Origin of the sequence: Pseudomonas sp. EA_65y_Pfl1_P113 (assembly GCF_963970525.1) — a bacterium.
Taxonomy (GTDB): domain Bacteria; phylum Pseudomonadota; class Gammaproteobacteria; order Pseudomonadales; family Pseudomonadaceae; genus Aquipseudomonas; species Aquipseudomonas tritici.
In genome coordinates this window covers 67,541-87,929 of record NZ_CAXAQM010000008.1, presented here as the reverse complement: position 1 = coordinate 87,929, position 20,389 = coordinate 67,541, and the positions used below count along the sequence as shown (strand labels likewise).

16 protein-coding genes are annotated in these 20,389 nt (G+C 58.8%); 10 read left to right on the top strand and 6 right to left on the bottom strand.

The window, feature by feature from the left end:
- Positions 1 to 157 precede the first annotated feature (157 nt).
- Positions 158 to 1,078 (top strand): GlxA family transcriptional regulator, encoded by a 921-nt coding sequence (locus AACY52_RS10145; protein WP_175405787.1) that lies wholly within the window; start codon positions 158 to 160, stop codon positions 1,076 to 1,078.
- A gap of 67 nt (positions 1,079 to 1,145) precedes the next feature.
- Here the strand turns inward: AACY52_RS10145 and zapE are convergent, their stop codons facing one another.
- From zapE to AACY52_RS10130, 3 genes are all read right to left on the bottom strand, one after another.
- Entirely contained in the window at positions 1,146 to 2,240 is a 1,095-nt protein-coding gene (gene zapE, locus AACY52_RS10140; protein WP_012722199.1) for a cell division protein ZapE, read from the bottom strand.
- 79 nt (positions 2,241 to 2,319) lie between these two features.
- Positions 2,320 to 3,675 (bottom strand): tryptophan--tRNA ligase, encoded by a 1,356-nt coding sequence (locus tag AACY52_RS10135; protein WP_339417452.1) that lies wholly within the window; start codon positions 3,673 to 3,675, stop codon positions 2,320 to 2,322.
- A gap of 24 nt (positions 3,676 to 3,699) precedes the next feature.
- The gene (locus AACY52_RS10130; protein WP_339560466.1) at positions 3,700 to 4,329 is read right to left on the bottom strand and encodes an alpha/beta fold hydrolase; all 630 of its coding nucleotides are present in this window, start codon (positions 4,327 to 4,329) and stop codon (positions 3,700 to 3,702) included.
- 147 nt (positions 4,330 to 4,476) lie between these two features.
- Here AACY52_RS10130 and AACY52_RS10125 point away from each other — a divergent pair, with 147 nt between their 5' ends.
- A complete protein-coding gene (locus tag AACY52_RS10125) occupies positions 4,477 to 4,914 on the top strand; it encodes a YhcB family protein (protein WP_004372274.1) in 438 nt (145 codons plus the stop codon).
- Between the two features lie 183 nt (positions 4,915 to 5,097).
- Here the strand turns inward: AACY52_RS10125 and AACY52_RS10120 are convergent, their stop codons facing one another.
- The 3 genes from AACY52_RS10120 to AACY52_RS10110 form a co-directional block, all read right to left on the bottom strand.
- Entirely contained in the window at positions 5,098 to 6,822 is a 1,725-nt protein-coding gene (locus AACY52_RS10120) for an ABC transporter ATP-binding protein/permease (protein ID WP_339437879.1), read from the bottom strand.
- A gap of 100 nt (positions 6,823 to 6,922) precedes the next feature.
- Positions 6,923 to 7,483: a response regulator transcription factor gene (locus tag AACY52_RS10115; protein WP_339417449.1), complete on the bottom strand. Its 561-nt coding sequence runs from the start codon at positions 7,481 to 7,483 to the stop codon at positions 6,923 to 6,925.
- On the bottom strand, positions 7,476 to 8,738 hold the full coding sequence (locus AACY52_RS10110; RefSeq protein ID WP_314569373.1) for an ATP-binding protein: 1,263 nt from the start codon (positions 8,736 to 8,738) through the stop codon (positions 7,476 to 7,478). Before AACY52_RS10110 ends, AACY52_RS10115 begins: the two co-directional genes overlap by 8 nt.
- A gap of 200 nt (positions 8,739 to 8,938) precedes the next feature.
- Here AACY52_RS10110 and AACY52_RS10105 point away from each other — a divergent pair, with 200 nt between their 5' ends.
- The 8 genes from AACY52_RS10105 to AACY52_RS10070 all read left to right on the top strand — a co-directional run bounded on the left by AACY52_RS10105 (position 8,939) and on the right by AACY52_RS10070 (position 20,389).
- A complete protein-coding gene (locus AACY52_RS10105; protein WP_339417447.1) occupies positions 8,939 to 9,652 on the top strand; it encodes an SIMPL domain-containing protein in 714 nt (237 codons plus the stop codon).
- 90 nt (positions 9,653 to 9,742) lie between these two features.
- Entirely contained in the window at positions 9,743 to 11,344 is a 1,602-nt protein-coding gene (locus AACY52_RS10100) for an ABC transporter substrate-binding protein (protein ID WP_339560465.1), read from the top strand.
- Between the two features lie 258 nt (positions 11,345 to 11,602).
- Positions 11,603 to 13,231 (top strand): ABC transporter substrate-binding protein, encoded by a 1,629-nt coding sequence (locus AACY52_RS10095; RefSeq protein ID WP_339427163.1) that lies wholly within the window; start codon positions 11,603 to 11,605, stop codon positions 13,229 to 13,231.
- Between the two features lie 364 nt (positions 13,232 to 13,595).
- A complete protein-coding gene (locus AACY52_RS10090) occupies positions 13,596 to 15,140 on the top strand; it encodes an ABC transporter substrate-binding protein (protein WP_370467846.1) in 1,545 nt (514 codons plus the stop codon).
- A gap of 170 nt (positions 15,141 to 15,310) precedes the next feature.
- Positions 15,311 to 16,705: an OprD family outer membrane porin gene (locus tag AACY52_RS10085; protein WP_339427164.1), complete on the top strand. Its 1,395-nt coding sequence runs from the start codon at positions 15,311 to 15,313 to the stop codon at positions 16,703 to 16,705.
- 79 nt (positions 16,706 to 16,784) lie between these two features.
- The gene (locus tag AACY52_RS10080; RefSeq protein ID WP_339427165.1) at positions 16,785 to 18,380 is read left to right on the top strand and encodes an ABC transporter substrate-binding protein; all 1,596 of its coding nucleotides are present in this window, start codon (positions 16,785 to 16,787) and stop codon (positions 18,378 to 18,380) included.
- Positions 18,381 to 18,456: 76 nt separating this feature from the next.
- Positions 18,457 to 19,467 (top strand): ABC transporter permease subunit, encoded by a 1,011-nt coding sequence (locus tag AACY52_RS10075; protein WP_003171721.1) that lies wholly within the window; start codon positions 18,457 to 18,459, stop codon positions 19,465 to 19,467.
- 10 nt (positions 19,468 to 19,477) lie between these two features.
- Entirely contained in the window at positions 19,478 to 20,389 is a 912-nt protein-coding gene (locus AACY52_RS10070) for an ABC transporter permease subunit (RefSeq protein ID WP_339417440.1), read from the top strand.

The following is a 20,389-nucleotide window of genomic DNA, read 5'->3' as shown; positions in this document are numbered from 1 at the left end:
CGGGACACTGGACACATGCGACAAAAAATAAGACGATCCAGCCGTCTGGTGACCACTTTCCCCTATAAGAATAAATGAAATTATGTCTAACCAAATCTCCACGCCGTTGCGGCGCATCAGCATTTTGGCCATTGATCGGGTATTCGCTTCAACCCTCATGCAAGCCAAGGATTTCTTCCACCTCGCCAGCCTGCGTTACGGCAAGCAACTGGGCCAGGGCCTGACCCCTGCGTTCGAGACAAGGCTGGTCAGCCCCGACGGGCAATCGGTGCGCAGCTTCAGTGATGTGATCATGCCGGTGGACGGCGGCCTGGAAGACGCCGACATCATCGTATTACCGGCCTTCTGGGATGACTTCGACGCCTTATGTGCGCGCTACCCTCAAGTGCTGCCGTGGCTGCGCGAGCAACATGCCCGCGGTGCGGTGTTGTGCGGCGAAGCCACCGGGGTGTTCTGGCTGGCGGAAGCCGGCCTGCTCGACGGCAAGGAGGCGACCACCTACTGGCGTTTCTTCAACGCCTTCAGCGAGCGCTTCCCCAAGGTCCAGCTCAACCAGGACAAGCACCTCACCGACGCCGACAACCTGTATTGCGCTGGCGGCACCACCTCGGCGTGCGACCTCTACATCTACTTGATCGAGCGTTTCTGCGGCGCCAACATCGCCCAGGCCGTGGCCCGCGACATCCTCTACGAAGTGCAGCGCAGCTATGCACCTGGACGCATTGGGTTTGGCGGGCAGAAGCTGCACCAGGACGTGATCATCCTGCAGATCCAGCATTGGCTCGAAGAGCATTTCGCAGACAAATTTCGCTTCGAAGATGTGGCACGGGAACACGGCATGAGCATCCGCAATTTCATGCGCCGCTTCCAGACCGCCACGGGTGACAAGCCGCTGCATTACCTGCAGCGGCTGCGGATTGAGACGGCGAAGGGACTGCTCTCGGGCAGCCGCAAGAGCATCAAGACCATCAGTTATGAGGTGGGTTATGACGATGCGAGTTTCTTTGCGCGGCTGTTCAGGCAGCACACCGAACTGTCGCCGAACCAGTATCGCCAGCAGTTCCAGCAGGCGGCCTAAGTTAGGTTGAACGCGGTAAAAATGTGGGCGCGGGCTTGCTCGCGGCCACATTTGATTTACATCGCTCTTAAGGTTTGTGACCGCGCGACAGGAACTCGTGGGACTGCATTTCCAACAAGCGGCTCAGCGTGCGCTGGAACTCAAAGTTCAAACGACCGCCGGTATACAGGTCCTTCAGCTCGACTTCCGCCGAAATGATCAGCTTGACGTTACGGTCGTAGAACTCGTCGACCATGTTGATAAAGCGTCGCGCGATGTCGTCGGTGGTCACGCTCATCTGCTCCACGCCGCTCAAAATCACCGCGTGGAAGATCTTACCCAGTTCGATGTAGTCGTTCTGGCTACGCGGGCCGTCGCACAGTTGGCGGAACTCGAACCAGGCCACATCATCGCAGGTACGCAATGCGATGATTTCGCGGTTCTCGATCATCAGCTTGTCGTTTTCCACCGCCTGGGTGCATTCCGGCGTCAGCGCACGGAAGCTTTTTTTCAAGCTTTCATGGGCCGCTTCGTTCAGCGGGAAGTGAAACAGCTCCGCTTGCTCCAGGTGGCGCAGGCGGTAGTCGACGCCACTGTCGACGTTGACGATCTCGGTGTTCTGCTTGATCAGCGCGATGGCCGGCAGGAAGCGTGCGCGCTGCAGACCGTCCTTGTACAAACCGTCAGGCACGATGTTCGAGGTGGCGACCAGCGTCACGCCGTTCTTGAACAGTTCTTCCATCAGCGTGCCAAGGATCATGGCGTCGGTGATGTCGGAGACGAAAAATTCATCGAAGCAAATCACCCGCGCCTCATCAGAAAAGCGCTTGGCGATGATGGTCAGCGGGTTTTTCTCGCCCGGCAGGGTCTTCATCTCTTCGTGCACACGCTTCATGAAGCGGTGGAAGTGCGTCCGCACCTTTTCCTTGAACGGCAGTGCTTCGAAGAACGTATCTACCAGGTAGGTCTTGCCACGGCCCACGCCGCCCCAGAAATACAGGCCCTTGACCGGCGTGTGGTCTTTTTTGCCAAACAGCTTGCTGAACATACCTGGCTTGCTTTGCGAGGCCGCGACCAGGTCGTCGTACAGGCGCTGCAAATGACGCACTGCCGTTTCCTGGGCCGCGTCATGGAAGAACTCAGGGCGTTTCAAATCAGCTTGATATCGTTCTAGGGGCGTCATAATTTCGTTAGCAAGGCAACAAAAACGGGCGGTCACTGTAACGACGGCCCTGGATAATGGCAATCAACCCTTGGTCGGGTTAATCCTCGAGGGGGGTCAACGCGACGCGCAGCGCGGCGATGGCGGCATCGCGGGACGCTTCGTCGGCGAACTCGGCGCTGTCCGCTACCGCGCTACCGTCCAGCCATACGCTGAAGCTCAGGGCCTCAGGGCGCACATCCAGCGCGTCACCGTTTTGCAGTTGCTTGGTCACGGCACCGGCGGCCTTACCGTCGGCGAAATGACGCGACAGCAATAATTGCTCGCCATCGGCGGCCAACAGGCGGAAGCGGAAGCTGCCGTCGTCTTCGCGAAAGCTCACAAAGCGCGCGGCTTTTGCGGCTTTCTTCTTCGCAGCGACCGGCGCCGCAGCTTGCTCGACAAACGAACGCAGGCCAACTGCTTCACGCAGCTCGGCGAGGAACGGCGCCGCCACGGCACGGGCCTTTTTGGCGCCAACCAGCAGCAGGTCTTCCATATCCGATGGGCGCGACATCAGCGCGTGGTAGCGCTCGCGCGCTTCGCCCAACTGCCCATCCAGCAGCTGGAACAGACGGCTTTTCGCCTCACCCCAGCCCAGGCCTTGTTGCAGCTCGGCGCGGAATTCTTCTTCCTGGGCCTTACTGGCAAAGGCCTGGTACAAGGTGAACAGGTGCGAGTTGTCCGGGTCCTTGGCTTCGCCTGGCGCGCGGGAGTCGGTGACGATCCGCGAGATGGCGTCCTTCATGTCCTTGGCGCTGGTGAACAACGGAATGGTGTTGTCGTAGCTTTTCGACATCTTGCGGCCGTCCAGGCCCGGCAAGGTGGCGACGCTTTCTTCGATCAACGCCTCAGGCATGGTGAAGAATTCTTTGCCGTTGCCAAACAGGTGGTTGAAGCGCTGGCCGATGTCGCGGGCCATTTCCACGTGCTGGATCTGGTCACGGCCGACGGGCACTTTGTGCGCATTGAACATCAGGATGTCCGCCGCCATCAGCACCGGGTAGCTGTACAGGCCCATGGTGATGCCCGCGTCCGGGTCTTCACCGGTTTCTACGTTTTTGTCCACCGAGGCCTTGTAGGCGTGGGCGCGGTTGAGCAGGCCCTTGGCGGCCACGCAGGTCAGCAGCCACGTCAGCTCGGGGATTTGCGGGATGTCCGACTGGCGATAGAACGTCACCCGGTTTACATCCAGGCCACCCGCCAGCCAGGTCGCGGCGATTTCCATACGCGAACGCTGGATGCGCTGTGGGTCATCGCATTTGATCAGGGCGTGGTAGTCGGCCAGGAAGTAGAAGGAGTCGGCATTGGCGTCCTGGCTGGCAAGGATCGCCGGGCGGATCGCACCGGCGTAGTTGCCCAGGTGCGGCGTGCCGGTGGTGGTGATGCCGGTGAGGATACGGGTACGAGTCGTCATGGGTAATCGCTTATCAGACTGCTATCAATTCGAGAGGCGCGGCAGGACCAGATCCTTGAGATCGGTGAGCTTGCCATGAAAAAAGTGTCCGCATTCTGCCACTTTCAGCAGCTCATGGGGGCGTTTCAAGGCGGCGGACCAGTCGTAGACGAGTTGTGGGTCGACCACTTCATCGGTTTCAGGCTGGATCAGGGTCAATGGGCACCCCAGGGGCAGCAGGTCGTTATCGCTCAAGCGCATCACCGCAGCGGCCACCATGAACAGATGTGACAGTTTTTCGCCCTTGGCTTCAAGGCGGCCGCCGAGGCTGGCAGCGACGTAGCCACCGAAGGAAAAACCGAGCAAGGTGATCGGCAGCTCGGGGTGTTTTTCCCGCAGCCAAGCGGCGGCCGCTTCGGCATCGTCCACTTCACCGGTGCTCATGTCGTGGATGCCGGCACTTGCGCCGACACCACGGTAATTGAAACGCAAAGTAATCAATCCAGCATCGCGGGCAGTGCGCTGCAGGGTCGACACAACTTTATTAAGCATGGTCCCACCCTGCACCGGGTTAGGGTGGCAGATCAACGCCAGGCCACGCGGCTCGGGGTGATCCAGGTACAGGGCTTCCAATTGGCCTACCGGGCCATCGATCAAAACGGGGGTTTCACGCATGAGCAAGAGATGAACTCCGTGACCTCTCAATGGGTCGACTCGTCTAGCTAAAAGTCTGTGCTTGGCATCATTGCGAGCTTAATCGCGGTATACAGCGCAGGTTTGAGCCGTTAACGTAAAGCAAAGCCGTTTATAGAGGAAGGACTCGTGGAACACTCGCTCTTAGTTTGGTTGTTGCCGACTCTTGCCCTGGTTGCCGGTGTCGCCATTGGATTCCTGGTTGCTCGCCTGCTGCCGAATGCCGCGCCTAACCGCACGCAGCGTCAGTTGGATGACATTCAGGAACGTTTTGACAGTTATCAGAATGAGGTGGTTACCCACTTCAACAGCACCGCGACCCTGGTCAAGAAGCTCACCCAGAGCTACCAGGATGTACAGGACCACCTCGCCGATGGTGCCAACCGCCTGGCCCTTGACGACATTACCCGTCAGCGTCTGCTGGCCGCGTTGCATTCCGATGCACCTCAAGCGCCGCGGGAGCGCCTGACCCCGCCACGGGAAAACCAGGAGCCTCCACGGGACTACGCGCCAAAAACGCCGAACGCCCCTGGCATGCTGGATGAGCATTACGGCTTGAAGAAGTAACTCGTCTTCAAGCAACAAAAAGCCCGGCTGATCGATGATCAGCCGGGCTTTTTTGTGAGTCTCACAAACAACATCAATCAAATGTGCGGGCTTGCTCGCGACAGCGGTGGGTCAGTCAGCACATCGGTAACGGATAGACCGTATTGGCGAGCAAGCCGACTCCCACATTGACCGAGTTTGACCTTACGCCAATGGTTGTTCTTGCAACCGCCCACCCTCGATCCGCACATGCCGCCCATGGAAACGCTTGAGGCTGCTGCGATGCCCCACACTGACAATGCTCAGCCCCGGCAGCTCATCAATCAACGCTTGATACAGCGTTGCCTCATCCTCTTCATCCATAGCCGAGGTCGCCTCATCCATGTACAGCCATTGCGGCGCATACAACAACGCACGGGCGAAGGCCAGGCGCTGCTGCTCGCCCGGTGAGAGCATGCGCTGCCAGTGGTTGGCGTCGTCCAGACGAGCAACCAGATGGGGTAGACGGCACGTCTCGAGGGCCTGTGCATAACGTTCTGCCGGGTAGACGCTGTCGTCCTGTGGATAACTCAACACCGCCTTCAGCGTGCCAATCGGCAAGTACGGTTTTTGCGGTAGGAACAGATAGCGCTCGGCCGGCAGGCGAATATTACCGTGGCCGTTGGGCCACAGGTTGCCCATGGCCCGCAGCAAGGTCGACTTGCCGCTGCCGGAACGACCGCTGAGCATCAAGCGCTCACCCTCGGCGACGGTCAGGTCGGCGCCCTGCAGCAAATGACGGCCGTCGGCGAGGTCCAGGCTCAGGTCCTCGACCTGCAAATCACCGCCTTGATATTGCAAGCCAATGCCCATGGTGCGGTTTTCGTTGTCTTGCATGGCCTGGCCGAAACTCAGCAGACGATCACAGGTGGCGCGCCAACTGGCCAGCATCGTATAGGCGTCGACAAACCAACTGAGGCTGCCCTGAACACTGCCAAACGCCTGGGCCACCTGCATCAGTACGCCCAGTTCGATTTTGCCGGAAAAATAACGCGGCGCCGCGACCACAAAGGGAAAGATGATCGCGATCTGGGAGTAACCACTGGTAAAGAAATTCAGGCGCTTCTTGAGCTGCATGATGCTCCAGAAATTGCTCCACACCCGCCCGAAACGCGCACTCAATTGCTGGTGTTCGTTGCGCTCGCCATTGATCAGCGCGATGCTTTCCGCGTTTTCGCGCACCCGCACCAGGCTGAAACGCAAGTCGGCCTCAAACCGTTGTTGACGGTTGCTCAGGCCGATCAGTTTTCGACCAATCAAGTGGGTCAACCAACTGCCGACCACCGCGTAAACCAGCGCCGCCCAGAACATGTAGCCGGGAATAGTGATGCCCCACACTTCGATACTGCCGGACACGCCCCACAGAATCACCGAGAACGACACCAGGCTCACCAGGTTGCTGATAAAACCCAGCCCCAGGTTGAGGGTGCTGCTGGTAAAGGCGTTGAGGTCTTCGGAGATACGCTGGTCGGGGTTATCGGTGTAGCCGCCGTATTCCAGATGGTAGTAATTCTTGTGGCTCAGCCATTGGGCAAAGTAGGTTTCCGTCAGCCAGCGGCGCCAGCGGATGGTGAGCATCTGTTGCAAATAGGAGGTGAACACACCGGTCACGATTGCTACTACCGCAATCACGCTGAAGTACATCAGCAGATGGGTGAAGGCGTCGTAGTCCTTGTGCTCCAGGGCGTTATAGAAATCGCGGTTCCAGCTGTTGAACCATACCGACACGGCGACGCTGAACAGCGAAAGCCCCAGCACCACCAACAGCAGCAGCCAGGCTTTGCCCTTCTCTTCACTGCGCCAATAAGGCGTGATCAGCCCCCACACCCGCCGTAAAAATTGCCCACGCACCGCGTCGTTGACCGCGGAGTACTCAGCGTTCTGATTCATCGTTCAGGCTCGGTAGGGATAAGGTCACAGGCGTATGAACCGATCATAAGTGATCGGTTCAGGGCTCTGTGCGGCCTGAAGCAGACTGTTCAGCTTAGGTTCAGCGACGTACCGGGCGCTTCTGCAACTTACGCTGCAAGGTGCGGCGATGCATGCCCAGGGCACGGGCAGTGGCGGATATATTGCCTTCGTGCTCGGTCAGCACGCGCTGGATGTGCTCCCACTGCAAGCGGTCCACCGACATCGGATTTTCCGGCACCAGGGTGTCGAGGTCAGCGTGCTCGGACAGCAAGGCGGCCAGTACGTCGTCAGCGTCTGCCGGCTTGCACAGGTAGTTGCACGCGCCGCGCTTGATGGCTTCGACGGCAGTGGCAATGCTGGAGTAGCCGGTGAGGATCACCACACGCATTTCCGGGTCGAGCTCCAGCAGCTTGGGCAACAGCACCAGGCCGGAGTCACCGTCCATTTTCAGGTCAAGCGCAGCGTAGTCCGGCAAGTCGGCCTGGGCGATGATCAGGCCCTCTTCGGCGGAACCTGCGGTGCTGACGCGGAAACCACGACGGCTCATGGCGCGCGCCATCACGCGGGTAAAGGTGGCGTCGTCATCTACCAGCAACAGGTGCGGCAGTTCTTCGCCTTCGACTTGGATCTCGTCACTCATCGATATCTCCTCGTGCGACACGGGGCAGGCGCAGCTCGGTGAGCGTACCGCCTTCCTCATGACTATAGAGTTTCACTGAGCCGCCCGCGCGGGTCACGCTGGCCTTGCTCAAAAACAGGCCGAGGCCGAAGCCTTTGCCCTTGGTGGTAAAGAACGGTTTACCGATCTGCTCGGCAATCGCCAGCGGCACACCTGCACCGTGGTCACGAATACTGATGGTCACGTTTTCGGCATCCCAATCCAACTGTACGCCCAGGCCTTCGGGGCAGGCGTCGGCGGCGTTGTTCAGCAGGTTGAGCAAGGCCTGGGTCAAATCCGGCGGCGGCGCCATGCGCGGCACGCTGCCCTGCCCCAGCAGATGAAAACGGTAACTGGCTTCGGGGCGCATCAGGTGCCAGCGGTTCAGCGCTTCGTCGAGCCACTGGGTCACATCCTGCATCTCCACCGCCAGGCGGCGATTGGCTTCGGCGGCCCTCACCAGTTGCTGCAAGGTCTGCTTGCACTGCTTGACCTGCTCCTGCAACACGCTCAAGTCATCTTGCAGGGCCGGGTCGTGATGGTCTTGGGTCATTTCCTTGAGCAGCACGCTCATGGTGGCCAACGGCGTACCCAATTCATGGGCGGCGCCGGCGGCTTGGGTGGCGACGGCCAGCAGTTGTTGGTCGCGCAGGCCCTCTTCACGGCGAATGGCGCGCAGTTCTTCCTGGCGCCGCAGTTCTTCGGCCATGCGTGCGGCGAAGAAGGTGATGACCGCAGCAGACAGGGCAAAACTCAGCCACATCCCGTAGATTTGCAGGTTTTCGCGGGCGATAGGAAAAGTTTGCAGCGGGTAGAACTGCGCCAGCAGCAACGTATACAGGGTCAGCGCGATGCCCGACAGCACCACCGAGTAGCGCCACGGCAAGGTCACGGCGGCAATGGTCAGTGGCACCAGGTAATAAGACACAAACGGGTTGGTGGAACCACCGGAGAAATACAGCAACACACTGTGGATAAACAGATCGCAGGCCAGTTGCAGCGCGTATTCCAGCTCGGTGACCGGCCAGGTGGTACGCAAGCGGATCGCGGTAAACACACAAAGGACGATGGAAAACCCGAGGGTTACGCCCAGTTGCAGCCAGGGCAGTGGCAGCAGGTCAAACCAATAGGCAAGCCCCACGGAGCCGGCTTGTGCGGCCAGTACCAGGGTACGTATGAACGTCAGGCGCCAGAGGTTCTGGCGGGTGGCGGAAGTCAGTTTTACGGCGGCGAGCATGAGCTCTCCCGGTGAGCGCTGCAGGCGGATCGGCAGGAGTATAAACGAAGCGGCGCCTTGGGCATTGGGTGTGTGGCTCTTTGACGCAGTGGGCGCCGCCGCTTGAAACTTGCAGCTGTTTTTTTTCTAATTCCTAAACCCGAAGAACCCAACGCCATCGTCTACAGTCTTACCGAACACGAACATCCCAAGGAGCTTTCATGTCTCGTTTCACTCGCAGTGCAGCCGTTATCACGCTCAGCGTCAGCGCCCTGGCCAGCCTTCCGGCCCTGGCTGCCGATGAGCTGCATTACAACCAGATCTCCCTGCGCGCCGAGGCCAGCCAGGAAGTGGCCCGCGACAAGATGATCGTCACGCTGTACACAGAATCCCAGAACAGCGACCCGGCCAAACTCGCCGCCGAAATCACTGAAACGATGAACAAGGCCCTCGGCCAGGCCCGCGAAGTCAAAGCCGTGACCCTGCGCCAAGGCAGCCGTAACAGCTACCCGATCTACGACAACAAGAACCAGAAGATCACCGGCTGGCGTGAGCGTGCCGAACTGCGCCTGGAAAGCGCGGACTTCCCGGCGCTGTCCAAGCTCACCGGCGAACTGCTGACCACCCTGAAAATGGACAGCATGGACTTCGCCATCGCCGACGCCACGCGCAAGTCCAGTGAAGATGCACTGCTCAAGGATGCGGTTGCCGCCTTCAAGGCTCGCGCGCAACTGGCCACCGATGCATTGGGCGGCAAGGGCTACAAGATCGTCAACTTGAACTTCAACACCAACGGCTACCCAACGCCTTATGCCCGTGGCGGCATGATGATGAAGGCAGCGATGGCCGATTCGGCACCGACACCGGAGGTCGAAGCCGGCACCAGCCAAGTGACCATGAGTGCCGATGGCGTGATCGAAGTGCAGATGCAGTGACCCCTACCTGACAAACCTGAACGGCGTTACCCTCGGTGACGCCGTTTTCGTTTGGGCAGCTTATGTATGCCTGTCACTTCAGGGGTCTCCATGGAAAGAATCGCCTTAACACCGCTCCTCCTCGCCGCAGGCCTGCTGGCCTTTATGCCGTTGGCCGAGGCGGCCAGCACCCTGGTCTACTGCTCCGAAGCCAGCCCCGCCGGTTTTGATCCCAGCCAGTACACCAGCGGCACCGATTTTGATGCATCTGCCGAAACCGTGTTCAACCGCCTGACCCAGTTCAAGCGCGGTGGCACCGAAGTCGAACCTGGCCTGGCGACAAGTTGGGATGTTTCCAAGGACGGCCTGACGTATACCTTCCACCTGCGCGATGGCGTCAAGTTCCACACCACGGATTTCTTCACGCCTACCCGCGACTTCAACGCGGATGACGTGCTGTTCACCTTCAATCGCCTGCTGGATGCCGAAAGCCCGTTCCGCAAGGCCTACCCTTCCGAGTCGCCTTACTTCACCGACATGGGCTTGAACACCACGATCAAGAGCGTCGACAAACTCGACGAACACACCTTGCGCTTCAACCTGAACAACGTCGATGCGTCGTTCGTGCAGAACCTGGCCATGAGCTTCGCTTCAGTGCAATCCGCCGAGTACGCCGCGCAACTGCTCAAACAAGGCACAGCCTCCGACATCAACCAGAGGCCGGTGGGCACTGGGCCGTTTGTGTTCAAGCGCTACCAGAAGGATTCGCAGATCCGCTACGTGGCCAACAAACAGTACTGGAAGCCCGAAGATGTGAAACTCGACAACCTCGTGTTCGCCATTACCCCGGATGCCGCGTCACGCCTGCAAAAGCTCAAGGCCGGCGAATGTCAGGTCAGCGGCTATCCACGCCCCGCCGACATCGAAGTGATGAAGCAGGACCCGAACTTGCGCGTGCTGCAGCAAGCCGGTTTCAACTTGGGCTTTTTGGCCTACAACGTGACCCATCCGCCGCTTGACCAGCTCAAGGTGCGCCAGGCCCTGGACATGGCGATCGACAAGCCCGCGATTATCAAAGCCGTGTACCAGAGCGCCGGGCAATTGGCGCAGAATGCACTCCCACCTGCGCAGTGGTCTTATGACCCCGCGATCAAGGACGCGCCCTACGACCCGACCCAGGCTAAAGCGCTACTAAAAGAAGCAGGGGTTGCACCAGGTACCACCATCAACCTGTGGGCAATGACCGTCCAGCGCGCGTCCAATCCGAATGCGCGCATGTCGGCCCAAATGATTCAACAGGATTGGGCAAAAATTGGCATCAAGGCCAACATCGTCAGCTATGAATGGGGCGAATACATCAAGCGCGCCAAAAACGGCGAGCACGACGCGATGATTTATGGCTGGACGGGCGACAATGGCGACCCGGATAACTGGCTTGGCGTGCTCTACAGTTGTGCCGCGGTCAAGGGCAGCAACTACGCTAAATGGTGTAACCCGGCGTACGACAAACTCGTTCAACAAGCCAAGATCAGCAATGACCGCGAGCAGCGCATCAAGTGGTATCAACAGGCACAGAAAATCCTTAAGGAACAAGTACCTATAACACCTATCGCGAATTCGACGGTTTTCCAACCCATGCGCAAGGAAGTCAAAGACTTCAAGATCAGCCCCTTCGGGTTGACGCCGTTCTATGGCGTGAGTCTAGATAAGTAACAGCAACGCCCCAACCGAGTGCGCCAGACGCCTCGGTTGGTCTTTTTTAGTGCGCTGCTTGCACCGAAAAAACCCTCGAAATATGCGCAAATATGTACAAACTTTCATAATTGCGACATTCCTGTACGTTCGTACCACTCTTTCACCCTCGGAACGGTTCAGCATCTTGCAATGGGTATGGCGCCTGCATAAGTATCCGCAGGCCGACTCACGAGGTCGCCCTCACCATCAAAAATGACAACAAATCATGAGGCCAACATGCTTAGAAACGCAGTCATTCCGTTAATTGTTAGCGCTGGCCTAATGGCCGCGGCACCTTTCGCCCAAGCGGCGACTAACCTGGTGTTCTGCTCCGAAGGGAGCCCGGCCGGTTTTGATCCAGGCCAGTACACCACCGGAACAGACTTCGATGCCTCGGCCGAAACCATGTTCAACCGCCTGACCCAGTTCGAACGCGGCGGCACCGCTGTGATTCCTGGGCTGGCCACCAGCTGGGACGTGTCCTCGGATGGCTTGACCTACACCTTTCACCTGCGTGATGGCGTCAAGTTCCACACCACCTCGTACTTCAAGCCGACCCGTACCTTCAACGCCGATGACGTGCTGTTCACGTTCAACCGCATGATCAACAAGGACGATCCGTTCCGCAAAGCCTACCCCACTGAGTTCCCGTACTTCACGGACATGGGGATGGACACCAACATCAAGAACATCGAGAAAGTCGATGAGCACACCGTCAAGTTCACCCTTGGCACTGTGGACGCCGCGTTCATCCAGAACCTGGCAATGAGCTTCGCCTCGATCCAGTCGGCTGAATACGCCGCTCAACTGCTCAAGGAAGGCAAGCCTGCGGACATCAACCAGAAGCCAATTGGCACTGGCCCGTTCGTGTTCAAGAGCTACCAGAAAGACTCGAACATTCGTTACACCGGCAACAAGGACTACTGGAAACCTGAAGACGTGAAGATCGACAACCTGATCTTCGCCATCACCACCGACCCGTCGGTGCGTATCCAGAAACTCAAGAAAAACGAATGCCAGATCACCTTGTTCCCACGCCCGGCCGACCTCAAGGCGCTGGGTGAAGACAAGGACTTGAAACTGCCGCACCAGGCCGGTTTCAACCTGGGTTACATCGCCTACAACGTTATGGACAAGGTCAAGGGCAGCGACCAGCCAAACCCGCTGGCCGACCTGCGCGTGCGCCAGGCGCTGGACATGTCGGTGAACAAGCAGCAGATCATCGACTCCGTGTACCAGGGCGCTGGCCAACTGGCCGTGAACGCCATGCCACCGACCCAATGGTCGTATGACACCACCATTAAGGACGCCAAGTTCGACCCTGAGAAAGCCAAGGCGCTGCTCAAGGAAGCCGGCGTCAAGGAAGGTACCGAAATCGTTCTGTGGGCCATGCCAGTTCAGCGTCCGTACAACCCGAACGCCAAGCTGATGGCTGAAATGCTGCAAAACGACTGGAAGAAGATCGGTCTCAACGTAAAAATTACCAGCTACGAGTGGGGCGAGTACATCAAGCGCTCCAAAGGTGGCGAGAACCAGGCCATGATCATTGGCTGGAGCGGTGACAATGGTGATCCGGACAACTGGCTGAACGTGCTGTTCGGCTGCGACTCGCTGTCGGGTAACAACTTCTCCAAATGGTGCGACAAGAAATTCGACGGCATCGTGAAAGAAGCCAAGGCTACGTCGGATGTCGCCAAACGCACCGAGCTGTACAAGCAGGCGCAACATATCCTCAAAGATGCTGTCCCGATGACACCTATCGCGCACTCGACGGTGTATCAACCCATGCGCAACACCGTGCAGGACTTCAAGATCAGCCCGTTTGGCTTGAACTCCTTCTACGGCGTGAGCGTCAGCGGCAAGTAAGGACCAATAACGGCGACGTTGCATAACGTCGCCGTTATTGCATCCGCCTGACCCGTAGGAAACAGACCACGCTTGCAATCGTTGCGTCCTACAGCAGCGAACTGCGATGCGCGACTCCGTTACCTACAAGGTCAATCCGATTTGGTGCATTTACTGCCAGGTCCGCGACCCATAACGTCGTAGGACAGCAGAGGCACCAACCTCGGAAGGGTACTTGCTGCGTGTGGGATCAGTGATGTCCCCCTGGCCGAACGCCAAGGTGATTGCTCGCTGATGACAACTACAAACAAGGATCGGGATCGTCATGCGCCATACCACCGCTCTATCCGCAATTTTTGGCACCAGCCTGCTGGCTGTGGCCACGATGGGCCAAGCCGCCGACAAGAAGAGCCTGGTGTTCTGCTCGGAAGGCAGCCCAGCAGGTTTTGACACCGCGCAATACACCACCGCCACCGATAACGATGCGGCCGAGCCGCTGTACAACCGCTTGGTTGAGTTTGAAAAAGGCGCGACCAATGTGGTGCCCGGGCTGGCTACCAAGTGGGATATTTCCGAAGACGGCCTGACGTACACCTTCCACCTGCGCGAAGGGGTGAAGTTCCACAGCAACAAGGAGTTCAAGCCAACGCGGGACTTCAATGCTGACGACGTGCTGTTCACGTTCAACCGCATGCTTGACCCTGAGCATCCGTTTCGCAAGGCCTACCCAACCGAGTTTCCGTACTTCAACGGGATGAGCCTGAACAAGAACATTGCCAAGGTCGAGAAAACCGACCCGCACACCGTGGTGATGACCTTGAACACGGTCGACGCTGCGTTCGTGCAGAACATTGCCATGAGTTTCGCTGCGATCCTGTCGGCCGAATACGCCGAGCAGTTGCTCAAGAGCGGTAAGCCGAGCGATATCAACCAGAAGCCGATCGGCACTGGCCCCTTCGTTTTCCAGCGCTATCAGAAAGATTCGCAGATCCGTTATTTGGCCAACAAACAGTACTGGGATCCGAGCCGGGTCAAGCTCGACCAGTTGATCTTCGCCATCAACACCGACGCTTCGGTGCGGGTGCAAAAACTCAAGGCCGGCGAATGCCAGGTAACCCTGCATCCGCGCCCGGCTGACGTGGACGCCCTCAAGGCGGACCCGAACCTGCAACTGCTGACCAAGCCAGGCTTCAACCTCGGCTACATCGCCTACAACGTGCGCCACAAGCCATTCGACCAGCTCGAAGTGCGCCAGGCGCTGGACATGGCGGTGAACAAGCAGAGCATTCTGAATGCCGTGTACCAGGGCGCGGGGCAACTGGCGGTCAACGCCATGCCGCCGACGCAATGGTCCTACGACGACAGCATCAAGGACGCCGCCTACAACCCGGAAAAAGCCAAGGAACTGCTCAAGGCCGCCGGCGTGAAGGAAGGTACCGAGATCACCTTGTGGGCAATGCCGGTACAACGGCCGTACAACCCCAACGCCAAGCTGATGGCCGAGATGCTGCAAAGCGACTGGGCCAAAATCGGCCTCAAGGTCAAGATCGTCAGCTACGAGTGGGGCGAATACATCAAGCGCACCAAGAACGGTGAGCACGACATCAGCCTGATCGGCTGGACCGGCGACAATGGTGACCCGGACAACTGGCTGGGCACTCTTTATAGCTGCGACGCCATCGGCGGGAACAACTACTCCATGTGGTGTGACCCGGCGTACGACAAGTTGATCAAGCAAGCCAAGGTCGTGACCGACCGCGAACAAAGAACTGTTCTGTACAAACAGGCGCAGCAACTGCTCAAGCAGCAGGTGCCCATCACGCCAGTCGCCCACTCGACGGTCAACCAGCCGTTAAGCACCAAAGTCGAAGGTTTCAAAGTGAGCCCCTTCGGCCGCAACGTGTTCTCGGGCGTCAGTATCACCCCATAAGAAAATAACCGGATTGCGCAGGGCGAACATCGCCTTGCTGCAAACGTGCGGCCTTCTATTAGGATTTTTCCTACGGCAAACGTTTGCATAGGCTTGAACGAGTTACACACCCAATAGCCGGATCACCAAAAAAGACCGGCATTAAAAAGAGAACCAAAGGAGCTTCATTCATGAAACTGAGCAGCAAAGCGCTTCTGGCCCTGGCCATCAGCAGCATCACGGCCACCGCCTACGCTGAACCCGTGAGCCAGGACTTCGTTCCGACTACCCTGGCCGGCACCAGCGCGCAAAGCGAGGCCAAAGGCTTTATCGAAGACTTCAGCCTGGGCGGCACCACACGTAACTGGTACTCCCACGAAAGCAAATACCGTGGTGGCAACTTCGAATACAAAAAGCATGGCCAGACCCTGACTGACCGTAACCGTACCAACTGGGTACAGGGCACGATCATCAACGCCAGCTCGGGTTTCACCCAGGGCACCGTAGGCGTCAAGACTGAGTTGGCGGTGTACAACGCCGTGGTCCTGGACCGCAGCAAGCGTGATATCAAGGGCGGCTCCAACCGCACCCTGGCTGACTCCGACGGTGATGCAGTAGGCCAATGGAGCAAACTGGGCCTGGCCAACGTGCAGTTCCGTGTGTCGAACACCACGTTGACTGCCGGTCGTCAGAACTTCAGCAGCGGCATCGTCGACACCATCGGCAACCGTGCACTGCCATCGAGCTTTGAAGGTGTGAGCTTCAACAGCGAAGAGTTCAGCAACCTGTCGTTCCAAGGTGGCGTGTTTGACCGCGTTTCGCCACGTACCGAACAGAGCTTGTCGAAATTCCGCAGCGAATACGGCAATGGCGCGGAAACCGACAAGGTGTCCACCCTGGGCCTGAACTACCAGCCGCTGAAAAGCCTGAAAATCAGCGTCTTCGGCGCCAACGTGAAGGACTTCTGGAACCAGTACTACTTCGGCGCAACCCACGAGTTGGGTGATGCCCAGCAACTGGCGCTGACCACCGGTTTCAACTACTACAAGACTGTCGATGAAGGCAAAAAAGAGATGGGGGAAATCGACAACGATACCTACTCCCTGTCCCTGGGCCTGGCCCACCAGGCACACAGCCTGACGTTCTCCTACCAGCAAGTGAACGGTAACGAGTACTTCGACTACCTGCACGAAACCAACGGCATCTACCTGGCCAACTCCCTGACCTCTGACTTCAACGGCCCGAACGAGAAATCGTTCCAGGTTGCCTATGGCATCAACATGGCCGAATACGGCGTGCCAGGCTTGAAGTTCAACATCTACTCGGCGCGTGGCTGGGGCATCGACGGCACTCACTACACCGGCAACAACGGTCGGGCCAATTTCGCCTACGCCGGCATACAGAACCAGGACGGCGAAAAACACCAGGAATACGGTGTCGGCAGCTCTTACGCCATCCAAAGCGGCCCACTCAAGGCCACCACCGTGCGCGCAACCTATGTTGAGCACCGTGGCAGCGAGTTCCAGGCAGACGGCAGCGTCAAAGAGTTCCGTCTGGTCACCACCATCCCATTCAACATCCTTTAATTAGCGCCAGGTAGACGGCGGGCTCAGGACGAGCCCGCCGCTACGTTTGTCTGGTCCCATCGATTGCAGAGGGCTCCGAATGAAATTGCTCCCACTACAAGCCGCCATGGCTGCCGCGCTGTTGAGCGTGGCGATCGGCGTTTCGGCCAAACCACTGGTGGTCTGCACCGAGGCCAGCCCGGAAGGTTTCGACCCGGTCCTGTACACCACAGCTGTGACCGCTGACGCTGCCGCTGAAACCATGTTCAACCGTTTGGTGGACTTCAAGCCTGGTACCACTGAAATCGTTCCCGCGCTCGCCACGTCCTGGGAAATCAGCGACGACGGCCTGACCTATACGTTCCACTTGCGCGATGACGTCAAGTTCCACACTACCGACTACTTCAAACCCACGCGCAACTTGAATGCCGATGACGTGCTCTGGAGCTTCCAGCGCCAGTTGGACCCGAAACACCCTTGGCATAACAAATCCGCTACGGGTTTCCCCTATTTCGAAAGCATGGGCTTTAAGGAACTGCTCAAAAGTGTCGAGAAGACTGATGACCACACAGTGGTCTTCACCCTGACTCGCCCTGAAGCACCGTTCCTGGCCGATGTCGCGATGCCGTTTACCGCCATCCACTCCGCTGAATACGCTGACAAGCTGCTCGCCGCAGGCAAGACCGATGAGCTCAACAGCAAGCCGATCGGCACAGGCCCGTTCATCTTCATCCGCTACCAGAAAGATGCCCAGGTACGCTTCAAGGCCAACCCGGAGTACTTCCGTGGCAAGCCGCCGGCCGATCCGTTGATCCTGGCCATTGCGGTCGACAACAACGTGCGCCTGCAGAAGCTCAAGGCCAACGAGTGCCAGGTCGCGCTGTATCCCAAGCCCGATGACCTGCCCAGCATCAAGAAAGACCCGAACCTGAAGGTCGATGAACTGGCGGCGATGACCACCGCCTACACCGCCCTGAACACCACCCACAAATACATGAGCGACGCGCGGGTGCGTCACGCGATCAACATCGCGTTCGACAAAAAGGGCTACAACGAATCGCTGTACGGCAAAGGTAACGCTGTCGATGCCACTGGCCCGTTTCCACCTACGCTGCTGGGTTTCAACGACAAGCTGAAAAACCCACCGCGCGACCTGGACAAGGCCCGCGCCCTGCTCAAGGAAGCCGGGGTGCCGGAAGGCACCGAGTTCACCCTGTTCACTCGGAATGGTGGCGGCCCGACCAACCCTAACCCGATGCTCGGCGCACAGCGCATGCAGGCAGATCTGGCGCAGATTGGTCTGAAGGTGAATATCAAAGTCATGGAATGGGGCGAGATGCTCAAGCGCGCCAAAGGCGGCGAGCACGACATGGTTTCTGCCGGTTGGGCGGGGGATAACGGGGACCCGGATAACTTCCTCACGCCGAACCTGAGTTGCGATGCAGCGAAAAACGGCGAAAACTACGCGCGCTGGTGTAACAAAGAGTTTCAAGGCTTGATCGACAAGGCGCGCGCTGTCGCTGAACCCGCACAACGCGCGGCACTCTATGAACAAGCAATGGACGTTTTCGACAAGGACCAACCATGGATTCCCATGGCTTACCCGAAAATGTTCACCGCCATGCGCAAGAACGTCGAGGGTTATACCCAAAGCCCTCTGACGAACAATAACTTCGCCACCACCCAGGTGAAGTAAATAAGAAAAACGCTCGGCGCCGTCGCTATTGACGGCGCCGGACCTGCCTAACCGGCTGATTGAGGTACACAACAAGATGTTTAGTTTTATTGCCCGCCGACTGGGGTTACTGATCCCCACGTTCTTCGGCATCACGTTGCTGACGTTTGCGTTGATTCGCATGATCCCTGGCGACCCCGTCGAAGTCATGATGGGCGAACGACGAGTCGACCCCGAGATGCACGCACAGGCAATGGAACGCCTTGGCCTTAACAAGCCGCTGTATGCCCAATATCTGGACTATGTCGGCAAGCTCGCCCAAGGCGACCTTGGCGAATCGCTGCGCACCCGTACCAGCGTGTGGACCGAATTCACCGCCCTCTTCCCGGCGACCCTGGAACTGTCCATGGCCGCCCTGTTGTTCGCCGGTATCCTGGGCCTGCTGGCCGGGGTGATCGCGGCACTTAAACGAGGATCCCTGTTCGACCACGGGGTGATGGGCATCTCCCTGGCGGGATATTCGATGCCGATCTTCTGGTGGGGCCTGATCCTGATCATGTTCTTCTCGGTGAGCCTGGGCTGGACTCCGGTTTCCGGGCGTATCGACCTGCTCTACGACATCGAGCCGCGCACCGGCTTCATGCTGATCGACACCCTGCTGGCTGACGAGCCGGACGCATTCTGGGATGCACTGCACCACCTGATCCTGCCGGCCATCGTGCTTGGCACCATCCCGCTGGCAGTGATCGCGCGGATGACCCGGTCGTCGATGCTCGAAGTACTGCGCGAAGACTACATCCGCACCGCCAAGGCCAAGGGCCTGTCGCCGGCGCGCGTGGTGTTCGTGCACGGCCTGCGTAACGCGCTGATCCCGGTATTGACCGTGGTCGGCCTGCAAGTCGGCACGCTGCTGGCCGGTGCGGTCTTGACCGAAACCATCTTCTCGTGGCCCGGCATCGGCAAATGGCTGATCGAAGCCATTGGCGCACGAGACTACCCGGTGGTGCAAAACGGCATTCTGCTGATCGCCTGCCTGGTGATCCTGGTGAACTTCGTGGTGGATATCCTCTACGGCTTCGCCAACCCACGCATCCGTCACCAGCGCTGAGATCATGACCATGACCACACCTACTCCAGTGTCAGCAGTCGATCAAAGCCTGCTGTACCCGTCTCCGTACAAAGAATTCTGGCAAGCCTTCTCCAAGAACAAGGGCGCGGTTGCCGGCCTGTTGTTCATGTTGCTGATCGTGTTCTGCGCGATCTTCGCGCCCTGGGTTGCGCCGCATAACCCAAGCGAGCAGTACCGCGACTTCCTGCTGACACCGCCGATCTGGCTGGAAGGCGGGCAGATGCAATTTCTGTTGGGCACCGACGAATTGGGCCGTGATTTGCTCTCGCGCCTGATTCAGGGCTCGCGTCTGTCGTTGCTGATCGGTTTGTCGTCGGTGGTGATGTCGCTGATCCCGGGGATCCTGCTGGGTCTGTTCGCCGGGTTCTTCCCGCGCTTGCTCGGCCCGACCATCATGCGTTTGATGGACATCATGCTGGCCTTGCCCTCGCTGCTGCTGGCCGTTGCCATTGTCGCGATCCTCGGCCCTGGCCTGATCAACACTGTGATCGCCATCGCTATCGTCTCGTTGCCGTCCTACGTGCGTCTGACCCGCGCTGCGGTAATGGGCGAACTGAACCGCGACTACGTGACCGCCGCCCGCCTCGCCGGCGCCGGCCTGCCACGCTTGATGTTCATCACCGTGCTGCCCAACTGCATGGCGCCGCTGATCGTACAGGCCACCTTGAGTTTCTCCTCGGCGATCCTCGATGCCGCGGCCCTGGGCTTCCTCGGCCTTGGCGTTCAACCGCCAACCCCGGAGTGGGGCACCATGCTGGCTTCGGCCCGTGACTACATCGAACGCGCCTGGTGGGTGGTGAGCCTGCCGGGTCTGACCATTTTGCTCAGCGTGCTGGCAATCAACTTGATGGGTGACGGCCTGCGCGATGCGCTGGACCCGAAACTCAAGAACGCCGCCTGA

What these genes read in the sequence shown, in the direction of transcription:
- AACY52_RS10095 (WP_339427163.1), top strand. Translation starts at nt 11,603, where the DNA reads ATGCTTAGAAACGCAGTCATTCCGTTAATTGTTAGCGCTGGCCTAATG.
- AACY52_RS10070 (WP_339417440.1), top strand. Translation starts at nt 19,478, where the DNA reads ATGACCACACCTACTCCAGTGTCAGCAGTCGATCAAAGCCTGCTGTAC.
- AACY52_RS10075 (WP_003171721.1), top strand. Translation starts at nt 18,457, where the DNA reads ATGTTTAGTTTTATTGCCCGCCGACTGGGGTTACTGATCCCCACGTTC.
- AACY52_RS10080 (WP_339427165.1), top strand. Translation starts at nt 16,785, where the DNA reads ATGAAATTGCTCCCACTACAAGCCGCCATGGCTGCCGCGCTGTTGAGC.
- AACY52_RS10085 (WP_339427164.1), top strand. Translation starts at nt 15,311, where the DNA reads ATGAAACTGAGCAGCAAAGCGCTTCTGGCCCTGGCCATCAGCAGCATC.
- AACY52_RS10130 (WP_339560466.1), bottom strand. Translation starts at nt 4,329, where the DNA reads ATGCGTGAAACCCCCGTTTTGATCGATGGCCCGGTAGGCCAATTGGAA.
- AACY52_RS10145 (WP_175405787.1), top strand. Translation starts at nt 158, where the DNA reads ATGCAAGCCAAGGATTTCTTCCACCTCGCCAGCCTGCGTTACGGCAAG.
- AACY52_RS10120 (WP_339437879.1), bottom strand. Translation starts at nt 6,822, where the DNA reads ATGAATCAGAACGCTGAGTACTCCGCGGTCAACGACGCGGTGCGTGGG.
- AACY52_RS10135 (WP_339417452.1), bottom strand. Translation starts at nt 3,675, where the DNA reads ATGACGACTCGTACCCGTATCCTCACCGGCATCACCACCACCGGCACG.
- AACY52_RS10115 (WP_339417449.1), bottom strand. Translation starts at nt 7,483, where the DNA reads ATGAGTGACGAGATCCAAGTCGAAGGCGAAGAACTGCCGCACCTGTTG.
- zapE (WP_012722199.1), bottom strand. Translation starts at nt 2,240, where the DNA reads ATGACGCCCCTAGAACGATATCAAGCTGATTTGAAACGCCCTGAGTTC.
- AACY52_RS10105 (WP_339417447.1), top strand. Translation starts at nt 8,939, where the DNA reads ATGTCTCGTTTCACTCGCAGTGCAGCCGTTATCACGCTCAGCGTCAGC.
- AACY52_RS10100 (WP_339560465.1), top strand. Translation starts at nt 9,743, where the DNA reads ATGGAAAGAATCGCCTTAACACCGCTCCTCCTCGCCGCAGGCCTGCTG.
- AACY52_RS10110 (WP_314569373.1), bottom strand. Translation starts at nt 8,738, where the DNA reads ATGCTCGCCGCCGTAAAACTGACTTCCGCCACCCGCCAGAACCTCTGG.
- AACY52_RS10090 (WP_370467846.1), top strand. Translation starts at nt 13,596, where the DNA reads ATGGGCCAAGCCGCCGACAAGAAGAGCCTGGTGTTCTGCTCGGAAGGC.